Consider the following 16,522-nt stretch of genomic DNA (forward strand, 5'->3'; position numbering starts at 1 on the left):
CTCAACTACGCTTTTCCACAGGGTTTATTGTGCCTGTTGAAATCTTTCTGCAGCATCTGCCTTGGCTTCAATAACCGCTGGGTTTCGTGCGATTGGCATACCAGAATGTTATGAGCGCAGCGCCGGAAGCCATCTGACTGTGGCTTGGGTTGCGGGGAATAAGGGGATTTGGGGGTTAACCCATCATGCAGTGGGCTGGAGAGTGCTGTGAGAACCCTTTGAATGATGGGCCCATCGTGCTGGGGATAAGTCGTTGTCGTCAGACATAAAAAAGGCAGTGACCTTGGGCGAGGTCACTGCCTATCTGCGCTACGGCTCGGCTTATTTACCGATACAGAAGCTCGAGAAGATACGCCCCAGCAGGTCATCCGAGCTAAATGCGCCTGTGATCACTCCCAGCGCCTGCTGTGCGTGGCGCAGGTCCTCGGCAAGCAGCTCACCAGCGCCTGCAAGGGTCAGCTGAGCGTGACCGTGGTCGAGGTGGCGCTGCGCCTGGTGCAACGCATCCAGGTGGCGACGGCGGGCGCTGAAACCGCTTTCGGCAGTCTGCTGAAAGCCCATGCAGGCTTTCAGGTGTTCACGCAGCAGCTCCAAGCCCTCGCTGGATTTTGCAGACAGCACCAGCGTAGCGTGGCCATCATCACTGGTCTGCAGGCCGACGTTTTCGCCGGAGAGATCAGCTTTGTTACGGATCAGCGTGACCCGCGCGGCGTCCGGCCGCTGCTGCAGGAACTCCGGCCACAGCGCAAACGGGTCATTTGCTTCGGGTGCAGTGGAGTCGACCACCAGCAGCACGCGGTCTGCTTCGCCAATTGCCTTCAGCGCCCGTTCCACACCGATGCGTTCGACCTGATCTTCGGTATCGCGCAGCCCGGCAGTGTCGATCACGTGCAGCGGCATTCCGTCGATGTGGATATGTTCGCGCAGCACGTCCCGGGTGGTGCCGGCGACGTCAGTCACGATGGCAGCTTCGCGGCCGGCCAGCGCATTGAGCAGGCTGGACTTGCCCGCATTCGGACGACCTGCAATCACCACGTTCATGCCGTCGCGCAACAAAGCGCCCTGCCCGGCTTCCCGCAACACTGTGGATAACTGCTCACGAACACCTTCAAGCAAGCTCAACACGTGGCCATCGGCGAGAAAGTCGATTTCCTCTTCAGGAAAGTCGATTGCCGCTTCGACGTAGATACGCAGGCTGATCAGCCGTTCGGTCAGCTCATGGACGCGTCGCGAAAACTCACCCTGCAGCGATCGCACGGCATTGCGCGCTGCCTGTGCCGAACTCGCTTCGATCAGGTCGGCGATGGCTTCCGCTTGAGCCAGGTCAAGTTTGTCGTTAAGGAACGCCCGCTCGCTGAATTCGCCCGGGCGAGCCTGACGTGCGCCGAGCTCCAGGCTGCGCTGTAGCAGCATGTCCAGCACCACCGGGCCGCCATGGCCCTGCAGCTCGAGCACATCTTCACCGGTGAAGGAATTGGGCCCGGGGAAGAACAACAGCAGGCCTTCGTCGATTACCTCGCCGGCATCGTCATGCCAGGCCCCGTAGTGCGCGTGTCGAGGCGTCGGCTCGATACCGCTCAGGGTAATGGCGATCATCCGTGCACGCGGCCCGGAGACCCGCACGATGCCCACGCCACCACGACCCTGGGCGGTGGCGACGGCGGCGATGGTTTCTCGGGATGTGGGCATAAATCCTCCAAACGCTGGATAGCAGAACGCCCCACGAGGGGGCGTTCTGTGTATAGCTGGCGAAGCTTAGTAGATCAGGCTGCTGACGCCTTGGCCTGCGCTTCGATCTTGCGGGTAATGTACCACTGCTGGGCAATGGACAGGACGTTGTTGACGACCCAGTACAGCACCAGACCAGCCGGGAACCACAGGAAGAAGAAGGTGAAAATGATCGGCATCATCTTCATCACGCGAGCCTGCATGGGGTCCGGCGGCGTCGGGTTGAGCTGCTGCTGGATGAACATGGTGGCGCCCATGATGATCGGCAGGATGAAGAACGGATCCTTGATAGACAGGTCGGTTATCCACAGGATCCACGGTGCCTGACGCATTTCAACGGATTCCAGCAGGGTCCAGTACAGAGCCAGGAACACCGGCATCTGCACCAGGATCGGCAAGCAGCCACCCAGCGGATTGATCTTCTCTTTCTTGTACAGCTCCATCATCGCCTGGGACATTTTCTGGCGATCATCACCGAACTGTTCTTTCAGTGCCTGCAGACGTGGCGACACGGCACGCATGCGCGCCATGGAACGGTAGCTCGCAGCGGACAGCGGGAAGAACGCCAGCTTGATGATCAACGTCAGCACGATGATCGAGAAGCCCCAGTTGCCGAGCAGGTTGTGGATATGTTCCAGCAACCAGAAGATTGGTTCGGCGAGGAACCACAGAATGCCGTAGTCGACGGTCTTGTCCAGGCCTGGCGACAGCGCGGCAAGATCCTTCTGAATCTTCGGACCGGCGTAAAGCGTGGTGCTGGTCTGCGCTTCGGCACCGGCAGGAATGTTCAGCGCTGGGCCGGTGTAGCCGATGATGTAGTTGCCCTGGCTGTCCTTGCGGGTCTGCACCAGGTTGGTGTCATCCTGAGACGGAACCCACGCGGTCACGAAGTAGTGCTGCAGCCAGGCAATCCAGCCGCCCTCAACGGTTGTCTTGAGGCCCTGCTTGTCGATGTCTTTCATCGACACCTTGGTGTAGGGCTTGTCAGCGGTCCACAGTGCTGCACCGAGGTAGGTGGCAGTACCGGTGGCGGTGCTGGAAGACGGGTCGCCGCTGTTATCACGCTTCAGTTGCGCGAACAGGTTACCGGTCCAGGCGTTAGCACTCTGGTTGTCGATCAGGTAGGTGACGCCGATCTGGTAGCCATTGCCAGTGATGCAACCAGCTTTCTTCTGCTCCACTTCCTTGGCCGAGCAGCTGGTGTCGAGCCCACGGTTGAAGGTGAAACGCTTGATGTAGTTGACGCCGGCTTCGCTGAAGCTCAGGTCGACCACCAGCTGGTTCTGACCATCGGCCAGCTGATAGACACGCTGCTCGCTGTTGTACAGCGGGCGGCCATTGGCGCGGGCATCCGGGCCGTTAGTGCCAGTCAGGCCACTCTGCGCCAGGTACAGGTGCTCGCTGCCGTTGTCGAACAACTGGAAGGGAACATCAGGATGATCCTGGCGACGCGGGTAATGCGGCAGCTTCAGGCTGACCACATCACCACCGCGCGGATCGATGGCCAGATCCAGAACGTCGGTTTTAACCTGGATCAACGCATCGCTGACAGCGACGGCCTCCACCGGGCTTGGATCGCTGCCGTCGGCGTTGGCGGCCGTCGGGACATCGTCGTTGCTGGCAACGGAGGCGGTTTCCGGCAAGCCTGGAGTGGCTTTGCTGGTAGAAGCTGTCTGATTCGGCAGAGCGGCCTGGCCATAGTCCTGGTTCCATTGAAGAACCATCATGTAGGACACGACTGCCAGGGCGACGATCAGGATCGAGCGTTTGATATCCATGATTATTCGGCCATCGAAGAGGATCGGGAGTGTTTCGCGGGTGGCACCGGATCGTAGCCTCCGGGATGCCAAGGGTGACAGCGTCCCAGACGACGGACGGTCAGCCAGCCACCACGCAAGACGCCATGGCTTTCGATGGCTTCAAGCGCGTAGCAGGAACAAGTGGGGTAGAAACGACAATGACTGGCCATCATTGGACTGATGGCGTACTGGTAAAACCGGATTGGAGCTTGCACCAGTTTACGCATGGGGATTGTCGTTCACCCCGGTCTGGGCATCGGCCTGTTGGGCAGGCTTGCTGCGGGCAAGGCGCTTCCACAGCTTGCCGAACTGCTGAGACAGTTCGGCATTCTGCAGGTCACCCAGGCCTTTACGCGCGACCACCACAATGTCCCAGCCGACCAGGTTGTCCTGGTTGAGGCGGAACGACTCGCGGATCTGGCGTTTCAGGCGATTACGCTCAACAGCGAGCTTGACGCTCTTCTTGCCGATCACCAGACCTAGGCGAGAATGATCAAGCTCGTTGTTGCGCGCAAGCAGCAGGACACTCTTGCCCGGCGCTTTGCCACTGGGAGAGTCGAAGACTGCCTTGAATTGCCGGGGAGTGAGCAGGCGCTTCTCCCGGCCGAAGCCTCGACTCACCACAAGACTGGAAAATCAGACTGCGAGACGAGCGCGGCCCTTGGCGCGACGACGCGACAGGACGGCACGGCCGTTCTTGGTAGCCATGCGAGCACGGAAACCGTGAGTACGAGCGCGTTTGATGGTGCTGGGTTGGAAAGTGCGTTTCATGATGCGGTTACCTGGTTGTCGACAACGGACCGGAATGGCCCCCGTTTTAAGAGACCGGCGATTCTAGAGAAAGCTGCAGGCCAGGTCAATTTCCAACCAGGTGTTTTCAATGCTCGCCGGCAGATAGATAGATATAAAGGAAAGATCTTTTTAAAGAGAGCTTGTTTTTAAAGCTATATATACAGAGGCCTCTTTCTGTGGATAAGTCTTTGTGAGTCTTCATCACCGGGCATCTCACCGATTTAAAAGTCTGTCAGAAAACGGTGCTGCAGTTGTTGGGCGGGTGCGTATAAGCTGGGGGTGAAACGTGTATTTATCCACAGCGTGTTTACCCACTGAGTTATCCCTGCACTTTCGCACGGGCCTCATGGCAGCTTATCCACAGGCTTTAAAGTTATGCAACTGACGTACGGTTCAACCGATAAATCGTTGATTTGGCACGTATGAACTGCCTTTCCTATGTGGATAACTAGGCCGGCGGAGGCTACAATAGCGACTGTTTTTGCCTCAGCGCTTTTGATCAGGGGATGTCCGTGTCCGTGGAACTTTGGCAGCAGTGCGTGGAACTTCTCCGCGACGAACTGCCTGCCCAGCAATTCAACACCTGGATCCGTCCATTACAGGTAGAAGCCGAAGGCGATGAGCTGCGTGTCTACGCGCCTAACCGCTTCGTGCTCGACTGGGTCAATGAAAAGTACATGGGCCGTATGCTCGAGCTGCTGGGTGAGCGTGCCGAGGGTTTGGTTCCTGCCATTTCGCTATTGATCGGCAGCCGTCGCAGCTCTGCGCCCCGTGCGGTTCTGACGCCGTCGCCCTCGGTCTCCAATTACAGCAGCCCGTCGGCGCCTGCGCCTGCTGCCCCACAGGTCAGTGCGCCGCCGCCGAAACCGCCTGTGCAAGCCGAGCCATCTCGAGCCAGCTTCGATTCCATGGCAGGTGCTGCGTCCAGCGTGGCCCCTGCGCGCAACGAGCGTACGGTGCAGGTGGAAGGCGGGCTCAAGCACACCAGCTACCTCAACCGTACCTTTACCTTCGATAACTTCGTCGAGGGCAAGTCGAACCAGCTGGCCCGCGCCGCTGCCTGGCAGGTTGCCGACAATCCCAAGCATGGCTACAACCCACTCTTCTTATATGGTGGTGTCGGCCTCGGTAAAACGCACTTGATGCACGCGGTTGGTAACCATCTGCTGGCCAAGAATCCGAATGCCAAGGTGGTCTACCTGCATTCCGAGCGTTTCGTGGCGGATATGGTCAAGGCACTGCAGCTCAACGCCATCAACGAATTCAAGCGTTTCTACCGGTCGGTGGATGCGCTGCTGATCGATGACATTCAGTTCTTCGCCAAGAAGGAGCGCTCGCAGGAAGAGTTTTTCCACACGTTCAATGCCTTGCTCGAGGGCGGTCAGCAGGTGATTCTCACCAGCGACCGTTACCCGAAGGAAATCGAAGGCCTGGAAGAACGCCTGAAATCACGTTTCGGCTGGGGCCTGACCGTTGCGGTTGAGCCGCCAGAGCTGGAAACGCGTGTCGCGATCCTGATGAAGAAGGCCGATCAGGCCAAGGTCGATTTACCGCACGATGCGGCATTCTTCATTGCCCAGCGCATCCGCTCCAACGTACGGGAACTGGAAGGCGCATTGAAGCGGGTGATTGCCCACTCGCACTTCATGGGTCGTGACATCACCATTGAGTTGATTCGCGAGTCGTTGAAGGATTTGCTGGCCCTGCAAGACAAGCTGGTCAGCATTGATAATATTCAGCGCACCACCGCCGAATATTACAAGATCAAGATCACCGATCTGCTGTCGAAACGTCGGTCGCGTTCCATTGCCAGGCCCCGCCAGGTGGCCATGGCGTTGTCCAAGGAACTCACCAACCACAGCCTGCCGGAAATCGGTGTGGCCTTCGGCGGCCGCGATCACACCACGGTACTGCACGCCTGTCGTAAGATTGCTGAACTTAGGGGATCCGATGCGGATATCCGCGAGGATTACAAGAACCTGCTGCGTACACTGACCACTTGATACGCAACTCCATGCACGAGGCAAGGGACTAGACCATGCACTTCACCATTCAACGCGAAGCCCTGTTGAAACCCCTGCAACTGGTCGCCGGCGTCGTGGAACGCCGCCAGACCTTGCCGGTTCTGTCCAACGTTCTGCTGGTCGTCGAAGGCCAGCAACTGTCGCTGACCGGTACCGACCTCGAAGTCGAGCTGGTTGGCCGTGTGGCGCTGGAAGATGCTGCCGAGCCCGGCGAGATTACCGTCCCGGCACGCAAGCTTATGGATATCTGCAAAAGCCTGCCGAGCGATGCCTTGATCGACATCCGTGTCGACGAGCAGAAGCTGCTGGTCAAGGCCGGTCGTAGCCGCTTCACCCTGTCTACGCTGCCAGCCAACGACTTCCCTACCGTCGAGGAAGGCCCGGGTTCGCTGACCTTCAGCCTGGTGCAGAGCAAGCTGCGTCGTCTGATCGAGCGCACCAGCTTCGCCATGGCTCAGCAGGATGTGCGTTATTACCTTAACGGCATGCTGTTGGAAGTGCAGACCGGCATTCTGCGTGCCGTCGCTACCGATGGTCATCGCCTGGCGATGTGCTCCATGGAAGCCAGTATCGAGCAGGTTGAACGCCATCAGGTGATCGTACCGCGCAAAGGTATTCTGGAGCTGGCCCGTTTGCTTACCGAGCAGGATGGCAGCGTCAGCATCGTGCTGGGCCAACACCATATCCGCGCTACTACCGGGGAATTCACCTTCACATCGAAGCTGGTCGACGGCAAGTTCCCCGACTATGAGCGTGTACTGCCGCGTGGCGGTGACAAGCTGGTGGTTGCTGACCGTCAGGGGCTGCGTGAAGCCTTCAGCCGTACCGCGATTTTGTCGAATGAAAAGTACCGCGGTATTCGTCTGCAACTGGCTGCCGGCTTGCTGAAAATCCAGGCCAACAACCCTGAGCAGGAAGAAGCGGAAGAAGAAATCGCCGTGGAGTACAACGGCGGCTCGTTGGAAATCGGCTTCAACGTCAGCTACCTGCTGGACGTATTGGGCGTGATGACCACCGAGCAGGTGCGTTTGATCTTGTCCGATTCCAACAGCAGCGCGCTGGTACAGGAAGCCGACAACGATGATTCTGCTTACGTCGTCATGCCGATGCGCCTGTAACTGTCGCTGCCGCTAACAGGCAACCCAGGCGTTATTGAAATCAGCTTTGGTATGTTCGGACTCTATTATGGTCCGCGACATCCAAAGCTGATTTCGTTTCTGCCACCCTATTTTTAAATCTGTAATACGGCCTGCTTCATGTCCCTGATCCGCATCAATCTGACTGCCGTGCGCAATCTGGAGCCAGCTGAGCTGACGCCCTCCCCGCGCATCAATATCCTTTACGGGGCCAATGGCAGCGGAAAAACCAGCGTGCTTGAAGGTATTCACTTGCTCGGACTGGCGCGCTCGTTTCGTAGCGCCCGGCTGTTGCCGGTTATCCAGTATGAGCAGCAGGTGTGCACGCTGTTCGGTCAGGTCAACCTGGCTGATGGTCGGCAGAGTAATCTGGGTGTTTCACGTGATCGGCAAGGCGACTTTCAAATTCGTATTGATGGACAGAATGCGCGTAGCGCAGCCCAGCTTGCGGAGACGCTGCCCCTGCAATTGATCAATCCGGATAGTTTTCGCCTGCTTGAAGGGGCTCCGAAGATCAGGCGACAGTTTCTCGATTGGGGTGTGTTCCACGTGGAACCTCGGTTTATGCCTGCCTGGCAGCGCCTTCAGAAGGCCCTCAAGCAGCGGAACTCGTGGCTTCGCCGTGGTACACTTGATGCCGTTTCTCAAGCTGCCTGGGATCGCGAGTTGTGCCTGGCCAGCGATGAAATCGACAGTTATCGGCGATCCTATATACAGCAACTGAAACCCGTTTTCGAACGTACCCTTGGCGAGTTGGTTGAGCTGCAGGGGCTGACGTTGAGCTATTACCGAGGGTGGGATAAAGACCGCCCTTTGAATGAAGTGCTCACGTCGTCCCTTTTGCGTGATCAGCAGATCGGGCATACCCAATCCGGTCCGCAGCGGGCAGACCTGAGATTGAGGCTCGGCGCACACAACGCGGCGGACATCTTGTCCCGCGGCCAGCAAAAGTTGGTGGTGTGTGCCTTGCGGATCGCTCAAGGGCATTTGGTTGATCAGGCCAAGCGCGGCCAGTGCATTTATCTGGTGGATGACTTGCCGTCAGAACTGGATGAGCAGCATCGTCGCGCGTTATGCCGATTGTTGGAAGATTTGAACTGCCAGGTTTTCATCACCTGTGTAGACCATGAATTGTTGAGCGGTGGCTGGCAGAAGGATACGCCGCTGTCCATGTTCCACGTGGAACACGGGCGTATCATCCAGACCCACGATCACCGGGAGTGAAGCATGAGCGAAAACCAAACGTACGACTCCAATAACATCAAGGTCCTCAAGGGCCTGGATGCCGTACGCAAGCGGCCTGGTATGTACATCGGCGATACCGATGATGGCAGCGGTCTGCACCATATGGTCTTCGAGGTGGTCGATAACTCCATCGACGAGGCGTTGGCAGGGCATTGCAGCGAAATCACCATCACCATCCACCCGGATGAGTCAATCAGTGTGCGCGACAATGGCCGTGGCATTCCGGTTGATATCCACAAGGAAGAAGGCGTCTCCGCCGCCGAAGTCATCATGACCGTGCTGCACGCCGGCGGTAAATTCGACGACAACAGCTACAAAGTTTCTGGTGGTCTGCACGGCGTGGGCGTTTCGGTAGTGAACGCGCTCTCCAAAGAACTGGTGCTGACCATCCGCCGTAGCGGAAAAATCTGGGAACAGACCTACGTGCATGGTGTGCCACAAGCACCCATCGCGGCTGTGGGTGACAGTGATACCACCGGTACGCAGATCCACTTCAAGCCGTCTGAAGATACCTTCGCCAATATTCACTTCAGCTGGGACATTCTGGCCAAGCGTCTGCGCGAGCTGTCATTCCTGAACTCCGGGGTCGGCATCCTTCTTAAGGACGAGCGCACCGCCAAGGAAGAACTCTTCAAGTACGAAGGCGGCCTGCGTGCATTCGTTGAATACCTGAACGTCAACAAGACCGCTGTGAACCAGGTGTTCCACTTCTCCGTACAGCGTGATGACGGCGTTGGTGTGGAAGTCGCCCTGCAGTGGAACGACAGCTTCAACGAAAACCTGCTGTGCTTCACCAACAACATTCCTCAGCGTGACGGTGGTACTCACCTGGCGGGCTTCCGCTCGGCGCTGACGCGTAACCTGAACAACTACATCGAGCAGGAAGGTCTGGCCAAGAAGCACAAGGTCGCCACTACCGGTGACGATGCCCGCGAAGGCTTGACGGCGATCATCTCGGTCAAGGTTCCAGACCCGAAATTCAGCTCGCAGACCAAGGACAAGCTGGTCTCCTCCGAGGTGAAAACCGCGGTCGAGCAGGAAATGGGCAAGTACTTCTCCGACTTCCTGTTGGAGAACCCCAACGAAGCCAAGGCTGTTGTCGGCAAGATGATCGACGCCGCCCGGGCTCGTGAAGCCGCACGTAAAGCTCGTGAAATGACTCGTCGTAAAGGCGCACTGGATATTGCAGGTCTGCCGGGAAAATTGGCTGACTGTCAGGAGAAGGACCCTGCCCTCTCCGAACTGTACATCGTGGAGGGTGACTCCGCGGGCGGTTCTGCCAAGCAGGGCCGTAACCGCAAGACTCAGGCGATCTTGCCGCTCAAGGGCAAGATCCTCAACGTCGAGAAAGCTCGCTTCGACAAGATGATTTCCTCCCAGGAGGTCGGCACGCTGATCACCGCTCTGGGCTGTGGCATTGGCCGCGAGGAATACAACATCGACAAGCTGCGGTACCACAACATCATCATCATGACCGATGCTGACGTCGACGGTTCGCACATCCGCACCCTGCTGCTGACGTTCTTCTTCCGTCAGCTGCCTGAGCTGGTCGAGCGCGGCTACATTTATATCGCCCAACCGCCGCTGTACAAGGTCAAGCGTGGCAAGCAGGAGCAGTACATCAAGGACGACGAGGCCATGGAAGAGTACATGACCCAGTCGGCTCTCGAAGATGCCAGTCTGCACGTCAACGAGAGCGCGCCGGGCCTGTCAGGCAGCTCGCTGGAGCGCTTGGTCAACGATTACCGCCTAGTGATGAAGACCCTCAAGCGCCTGTCGCGCCTGTATCCGATGGAGCTCACCGAGCATTTCGTCTACCTCTCTGGTGTCACCACCGACCTGATGGCTGACAAATCTGCCATGGAAAATTGGCTGGCTCTGTTCGATGCTCGCCTGAAAACCATGGAGAAGTCCGGCCTGGCTTACAAGACCAGTCTGCGCGAAGACCAGGAGCGTCACTTGTGGCTGCCGGTGGTGGAACTGATTTCCCACGGCAACTCCAGCTACATCACCTTCAACCGTGATTTCTTCACCAGCAACGATTACAAAACGGTCACCACCCTCGGCGATCAGTTGAACAGTCTGCTGGAGGAAGGCGCTTACGTGCAGCGTGGCGAGCGCAAGAAGCCTGTTGCTACCTTCAAGGAAGCGCTGACTTGGTTGATGACTGAAAGCACCAAGCGTCACAGCGTTCAGCGATACAAAGGTCTTGGCGAGATGAACCCGGATCAGCTTTGGGAAACCACCATGGACCCTGAAGTTCGTCGCATGCTCAAGGTCCGTATCGAGGATGCTATCGCTGCGGATCAGATCTTCAACACCCTCATGGGTGATGAAGTCGAGCCGCGCCGTGACTTCATCGAGACCAACGCCCTGGCGGTGTCCAACCTCGACGTCTGATCACCGATCGCAGTGCATGAAAAACCCGGCCTGGTGCCGGGTTTTTTATTGCCCTCTATCGATGTTCCCACGCTCTGCGTGGGAACCCCGCTTTGGGCGCTCTGTGTCCGCTGTAACGAGACGCGGAGCGTCTCTGGATGCATGCCCACGCGGAGCGTGGGAACGATCAAAATTAGACGCACCTCGACGTCTGACCTGTTTCAGGTGAACAAAAAACCCGGCCGAGGCCGGGTTTTTCTGGTGGTTAAATCAGAGGGTTGCCGATTGTCCGGGCACCCCTATCCCCACCAGTAGCGCACCATATGGAAGAACACCGGAGCGGCGAAACAGACCGAGTCCAGGCGGTCGAGCATGCCGCCATGGCCTTCGATCATATGACCCCAATCCTTCACCCCGCGGTCGCGTTTAATTGCCGACATCACCAGGCCGCCGGCAAAGCCGAGCAGGCACACCAGCAAGGCGAACAGGCCGGCCTGCCAGAAGGCGAACGGGGTGATCCAGTACAGTGATGCGCCGATCAAAGTGGCCAATGCCACACCGCCGAAAAAGCCCTCTACAGTCTTGGACGGCGACAGGTTGGGCGCAATCTTGCGTTTGCCGGCCAGCTTGCCGCACACGTACTGCAGCACGTCGGAGATCTGCACGACGATCACCAGCCAGGCGATCAGCAGCAAGTTGCGGCCCTCGTAGCCGGCGATCTCCAGGGTTAGCAATGCCGGCACGGTGGAGATGCAGTACACGGCGATCATCAGCCCCCACTGCACTTTCGAGGTGCGCTCCAGGAAGCGCGTGGTATCGCCGCCGAGGGACGACAGGATCGGCAGTAGCAGGAACAGGTAGACCGGAATGAAGATGGCAAACAGGCCGTACCAACCGATACCGATCAGCAGGTACTGCATAGGCAGTGCGAAGTAGAACGCGGCGACCAGCGCTGGGTAGTCGCTTCGTCGAGTGGGCGTCAACGTCATGAATTCGCGCAGGGCGTAGAACGACACGCAGTAGAACAGCACCACCACGCCGATATTGCCGAACAGGAAGGCGAAGCCGATCACCAGTACCATTGCCCACCAAGCATTGATACGAGCGTTGAGGTTGTCGATGACCGGCTGCGGGCCGGGGCCAGCGCGGCGTTTCAGCAGCCAGCCAATCAGGCTGGCAAGGAGCAGGATGCCGCCGATGCCGGCGAATAACAGCAAGGTATTGCGATCCATCTCAAACCTCCTCGGGAGCCAGGGCCAGCAGGGCCTCACGGGCGCGGTCGAGGAAGGCCTCTTTGCCCTCCTCTTCGCCCATGCCCAGTGGTGCGCCGAAATTCAGGGTGCACAGCAGCGGTAATGGCAGGCCTCGGCCTTTGGGCATGACCCGATTGAGGTTGGCGATCCACACCGGAATCACCTCGACATCCGGACACGCCTTGGCCAGGTGGTAAAGCCCTGCCTTGAACGGCAGCAGCCCTTCCTCCAGATTGCGCGTGCCTTCCGGGAATACGATCAGCGAATCGCCTTCTGCCAATGCATCGAGCATCGCCTGCAGCGGATTGGCATTGGGGTCGCTGCGCTGACGGTCGACCAGCACGCCGTTGAACACGCGCTGGATCAGGAAGCTGCGCAGTGTGCCCTTCATCCAGTAATCGGACCCGGCGACCGGGCGCGTGCGTTTGCGCAGTTCGGCGGGTAGCGATGCCCACAGCAGCACGAAGTCGCCGTGGCTGCTGTGGTTGGCGTAGTAGATGCGTTGCACCGGCTGCGCGGTACTGCCGAGCCACAATGCGCGGGCACCGGTGAGCAGTCGCGCACCGGAGGTGATGAAAAAAGCGACCAGGGACGCAAGCATGGATAGTTCCTTATCCGAATCGAACCTGTGAAAGCCATGGCATCAGCACGATGGCTGCCAGGGCACTGAGAAATTGCAGGCCGAACCAGCACGCCTGGATGCGCAGCAGGCGCACGGCGCCTCGGCTGCGTTCGTCCCAGGAGCGTGGGCTCTCGGCGGTTTTACCGGCGATGGCGAGCAGCCCGCCGTCGAGCTCGGCGGTGCGCCTGGCCAACTGGTCGGGCGCGGCCGCCAGGCTGGCGAACAGCTCGGCATCCAGCGCCACGCGCAGGGCGTAATACTTTTGCAGCAGGCCGCACGTCAGCAAGGCGACGCTCACCGCAGCGCCGGTAGTCAGCGCCATGAAACCAAGCAACGGTCCCAGGCCGATGACCAGGGCCAGCAGCGTCAGCCCGCTGGACAGACGATCCAGCGAGCGACCGCGGCGCAGCAGTCCTGCGACCAGATGCAGCTGCATTTCAGTGGCCATGTAGAACTCCTGATGTGCGTGGGGATTGGCTCAAAACGCCCTCCAGGGCCTGCAGGTGAGCGTTTCCCAGTACAACTTGTGGGCGAGCTTGGCGAACGCGCGAAATCGCCTCTGCGACGCTCGCGCAACGGCCACTGAGCAGTAGCCACGCGGCGATCGCGGTGGCGCTGCGCGAATAGCCCAGCGCACAGCACACCAGCACCGGGCCGTGTTCGCGCAGGTCTTCGATGGCTACCGCTGCCTGCAGGCAATGCGCGCTGCTGGGTGCGATCAGGTCGAGACAGGCCAGTTCGCGGTAGACCTTGCCGTCTACCCGGCAGGGTAGCTCTGCACTGAGGTCGGCAATTGCGGCAAAGCCCTGCCCTTCACCCTTGGCAGGAATACGCCCGAGCCAGACACCCTCGGCCACTTCATCGGGCTGCGGGTGCTTGCTGGTCCAGGCCCGTGAGTTGATCCAGGCAACCAGTAGGTAAGGTGCCAATAGCCAGCTGGCAGCGGCGCTCAAGCGGCCATCGGCACGCTTCTGGAAGCCCTGCGCATCGAACAGCGCGTAATTGAGTGCCACCATCAACAACGACAGGCCTGGCCACAGCAACCACAGGGCGAAGCCACCGACGTTGACGGCCAGCGCGCTGCATAACGCCGCTCCGAGGCCGTAGCGCAAGGCCAGCCGCAAACGTTGCGGATCACGGGCCAGGCGCCAGTTCAGCAGTGGGCTGCGCCCTTCGCTGGGCCACAGCCACAGGCACAGGAATCCGGCGAGCATGCCGGTTGGCACATCGATGAAATGGTGTTGCCAGGTGGTCAGCACCGACAGGCCGATCAGAAAGAACCAGATGTGCACGACTACACGCCACACGCTGCTGGCGTACTGGACGAAGCATGCCCAGAGCACCACCAGCAACGTGATGTGCAGTGATGGTGCCTGGTTGAAGGGCTTGTCGAAGCCCATCAGCACATCGAACATCATTCCGAACAGGCCATCGAGCATCGGACGGTCGAAGGTGAAGCGCAACGGCCAGAGCAGAAAACAGCTGATGCAGATGGCTTGTGCGGTCAGCAGCCGCAAGCCGAGCCTGTCCACCGCAGCACGGGTAGCGGGCAGCAAGAAGGCCAGGCCGTAGAGCAGGTCGATCGACCAGTACGGGATGATCGTCCACGGCCACAAGGGGATCAGGCCTTCCCAGGCGAATACCAGGCTGCCGACGTCATCGCGTTGGCCGGTGAACCAGTTGGCGAAGCCGTAGGTGCCAAAGAACAGCGGGGCTAGCAGCAGCAACCAGAGAACGCCGCGCTTCCATAGCCCGGATTCCCGGGTTACCGCGGCAGGCGTCATCACGACACCCGCTGCGCCAATGACACGCTGAAGATGCCCCATTCATCGATGCGCTGGGAGAGCTTGCGAAAGCCGGCGGCCTCGATTAGCTGATCCATTTCCGCCTGGCTGCGCCGACGCATCACCCAGGCCTCGCCGCCACGGTGGCTGGTCAATGCACGGGCGATCAGCTCGAGCTGCGGGTGCCACGGCTGGCCGGTATAGATCAGGTAACCACCCTCTTCCACCGCCGCTGCCAGGCCTGCCAGCGAGTCGCCGACCATCGCGTTGCTGCCAAACAACTCATAGAGGCCCGACACCACCGCCAGCGTCGGCTTCGGGTCCAGCGCGGCGAGATCATCCTTGTCGAAGGCATCGCCCTTGAGGAAGCGGGCAATACTGCCCAGGCCCTTCTGTTCGATCAACGCCGCGCCGTCGCGCACATTGATGTCGCTGTAGTCGCGCAGCAGGATCGAATCCGGCATCTCGCCGCCCTGCTCCAGCGCTTCGAGAATGTAGCGGCCGTGGCCGGCGGCGATATCGACGATACGCACTGGGCGATTTTGCTCACGCAGGTTGCCCATGGCCAGGCGCAGCAGTTCCTCGGCGTGCACCTTGCGCTGGCGAATGCCCCGCCAGCCAATGGAGTTGAGATAGTTACGATCGATCAGCCGCCCCACAGGTGAGCTGCCGGTTGGCGTGTTGCGGTACACGTAATCCAGGGTGCTGCCGGAGTCGAAACCGGTGTCGAAACCCAGTTTCACGCCTGCAGAAAGACTGCTGCCGAGTCTCATGCTGGCACGCGTGGCGCGCCAGTAGAGATCGCGCGGCGAGTTCTTCGGCAACGGCGCAGCCAGTTCCTCGGCTTCGGCGCAGCTCCAGCCCAATCGATCAGCATCCAGTAGCGCGGGCCGCTCCATTGGTGTTTCGAAGGCTTCCAGCACGAAACGCCGAATACGGCTTAGCGCATGGGCGCGGTCACGCTCGCCCAAGGTGTCGTGGAAGAAGCCGGGCAGGATGTGCTTTTCCTTGTGCAGGCTGCCCAGGCGCTCGAAGAACTGCTCCTGGGGTTTGCGGTGCACCACGAAATCGCTGCCGGAGATCAGCAACTGGGTGGGGATCTGGATCGCTTGCGCGTCGGCAACCACGCGTTCGGCGGCTTCGTAGAGGCCCAGCAGCATGTTCACGGAAATGGCGCGGGTGATCAGCGGGTCGCTGTCGAACGAAGCGATGCGCTGTGGGTCGTGGCTGAGGAACTTGGCCTTCACGTAGCTGTTGACGAAGAAGTTGCCACGCCAGGCGCGCATCAGCTTCAGGCCGGGTCGCGCGAACGGCACGTACAGCTTGACTTTGAAGGCTGGCGAGGCAAGTACCAGGGCGCGGATCTTCGGGGCGTAGTCGTGAGCCCAGGTGGAAATCACCACCGCGCCGACACTCTGTGCCAGCACCACCATGTCTTCACTGGCGATGCTGTGCGCGGCAGTAATGTGATCGATGAAGCTCTGCACGTCGCGCACGCTGGTGCCAAAACTCGGGCTGTCGCCTCGGGCACCCGGTGATTCACCGTGGCCGCGAGCGTCCCAGGCGAAGAAATCGAAGCCCTGTAGGCCCAACTCCTCGACCAGGTGAGCCATCCGGCCCCCGTGCTCATGGCCGCGGTGGAACATCACGATGGCGCGGCGTGGCACTTCGGTCGGCCGGTCGGCGCTAGGCCAATGACGGTAGAACAGGCTCACGCCGTCGTGGGTGACAAAGTTACCGGTGCTGGCTTCGCTCATCGA

General features: G+C 59.6%; 14 protein-coding genes. 4 read left to right on the plus strand and 10 right to left on the minus strand.

The window, feature by feature from the left end; genetic code table 11:
• Positions 1-321: 321 nt before the first annotated feature.
• The 5 genes from mnmE to rpmH form a co-directional block, all read right to left on the minus strand.
• Positions 322-1,689 carry a tRNA uridine-5-carboxymethylaminomethyl(34) synthesis GTPase MnmE gene (gene mnmE, locus BLS60_RS20535; RefSeq protein WP_092371827.1) on the minus strand — a complete coding sequence of 456 codons (1,368 nt, stop codon included), beginning with the start codon at positions 1,687-1,689 and terminating at the stop codon, positions 322-324.
• 74 nt (positions 1,690-1,763) lie between these two features.
• Entirely contained in the window at positions 1,764-3,506 is a 1,743-nt protein-coding gene (gene yidC / locus BLS60_RS20540) for a membrane protein insertase YidC (RefSeq protein WP_092371829.1), read from the minus strand.
• Between the two features lie 2 nt (positions 3,507-3,508).
• Positions 3,509-3,754, minus strand: coding sequence for a membrane protein insertion efficiency factor YidD (gene yidD / locus BLS60_RS20545; RefSeq protein WP_083328700.1), 246 nt, complete (start codon positions 3,752-3,754; stop codon positions 3,509-3,511).
• Positions 3,747-4,148, minus strand: coding sequence for a ribonuclease P protein component (gene rnpA / locus BLS60_RS20550; protein ID WP_172138305.1), 402 nt, complete (start codon positions 4,146-4,148; stop codon positions 3,747-3,749). The genes yidD and rnpA overlap by 8 nt, the downstream gene beginning before the upstream one ends.
• A 15-nt stretch (positions 4,149-4,163) precedes the next feature.
• Positions 4,164-4,298: a 50S ribosomal protein L34 gene (rpmH, locus tag BLS60_RS20555; RefSeq protein WP_003213577.1), complete on the minus strand. Its 135-nt coding sequence runs from the start codon at positions 4,296-4,298 to the stop codon at positions 4,164-4,166.
• Between the two features lie 533 nt (positions 4,299-4,831).
• On the opposite strand from rpmH, the gene dnaA reads away from it, so the two are divergent.
• The 4 genes from dnaA to gyrB all read left to right on the plus strand — a co-directional run bounded on the left by dnaA (position 4,832) and on the right by gyrB (position 11,124).
• Positions 4,832-6,322 (plus strand): chromosomal replication initiator protein DnaA, encoded by a 1,491-nt coding sequence (gene dnaA / locus BLS60_RS20560; RefSeq protein ID WP_070882583.1) that lies wholly within the window; start codon positions 4,832-4,834, stop codon positions 6,320-6,322.
• 35 nt (positions 6,323-6,357) lie between these two features.
• Positions 6,358-7,461, plus strand: coding sequence for a DNA polymerase III subunit beta (dnaN, locus tag BLS60_RS20565; protein ID WP_070882412.1), 1,104 nt, complete (start codon positions 6,358-6,360; stop codon positions 7,459-7,461).
• A gap of 138 nt (positions 7,462-7,599) precedes the next feature.
• Entirely contained in the window at positions 7,600-8,703 is a 1,104-nt protein-coding gene (gene recF, locus BLS60_RS20570) for a DNA replication/repair protein RecF (protein ID WP_092371831.1), read from the plus strand.
• A 3-nt stretch (positions 8,704-8,706) separates the two neighbouring features.
• Positions 8,707-11,124 (plus strand): DNA topoisomerase (ATP-hydrolyzing) subunit B, encoded by a 2,418-nt coding sequence (gene gyrB / locus BLS60_RS20575; RefSeq protein ID WP_092371833.1) that lies wholly within the window; start codon positions 8,707-8,709, stop codon positions 11,122-11,124.
• Between the two features lie 278 nt (positions 11,125-11,402).
• Here the strand turns inward: gyrB and BLS60_RS20580 are convergent, their stop codons facing one another.
• From BLS60_RS20580 to BLS60_RS20600, 5 genes are read right to left on the minus strand one after another with little or no spacing between them, the layout of a single operon-like run.
• The gene (locus BLS60_RS20580) at positions 11,403-12,335 is read right to left on the minus strand and encodes a phosphatidate cytidylyltransferase (RefSeq protein ID WP_092371835.1); all 933 of its coding nucleotides are present in this window, start codon (positions 12,333-12,335) and stop codon (positions 11,403-11,405) included.
• Between the two features lies 1 nt (position 12,336).
• Positions 12,337-12,957, minus strand: coding sequence for a lysophospholipid acyltransferase family protein (locus BLS60_RS20585; protein ID WP_092371837.1), 621 nt, complete (start codon positions 12,955-12,957; stop codon positions 12,337-12,339).
• 10 nt (positions 12,958-12,967) lie between these two features.
• Positions 12,968-13,426, minus strand: a complete 459-nt coding sequence (locus BLS60_RS20590; RefSeq protein WP_092371838.1) for a hypothetical protein — start codon at positions 13,424-13,426, stop codon at positions 12,968-12,970.
• Positions 13,416-14,762, minus strand: a complete 1,347-nt coding sequence (locus tag BLS60_RS20595; RefSeq protein ID WP_092371840.1) for a phosphatase PAP2/dual specificity phosphatase family protein — start codon at positions 14,760-14,762, stop codon at positions 13,416-13,418. The genes BLS60_RS20590 and BLS60_RS20595 overlap by 11 nt, the downstream gene beginning before the upstream one ends.
• The gene (locus BLS60_RS20600; RefSeq protein WP_092371893.1) at positions 14,762-16,519 is read right to left on the minus strand and encodes a bifunctional alpha/beta hydrolase/class I SAM-dependent methyltransferase; all 1,758 of its coding nucleotides are present in this window, start codon (positions 16,517-16,519) and stop codon (positions 14,762-14,764) included. Before BLS60_RS20600 ends, BLS60_RS20595 begins: the two co-directional genes overlap by 1 nt.
• Positions 16,520-16,522 lie beyond the last annotated feature (3 nt).

Source organism: Phytopseudomonas seleniipraecipitans, from assembly GCF_900102335.1.
In the GTDB taxonomy this organism is placed as follows: domain Bacteria; phylum Pseudomonadota; class Gammaproteobacteria; order Pseudomonadales; family Pseudomonadaceae; genus Aquipseudomonas; species Aquipseudomonas seleniipraecipitans.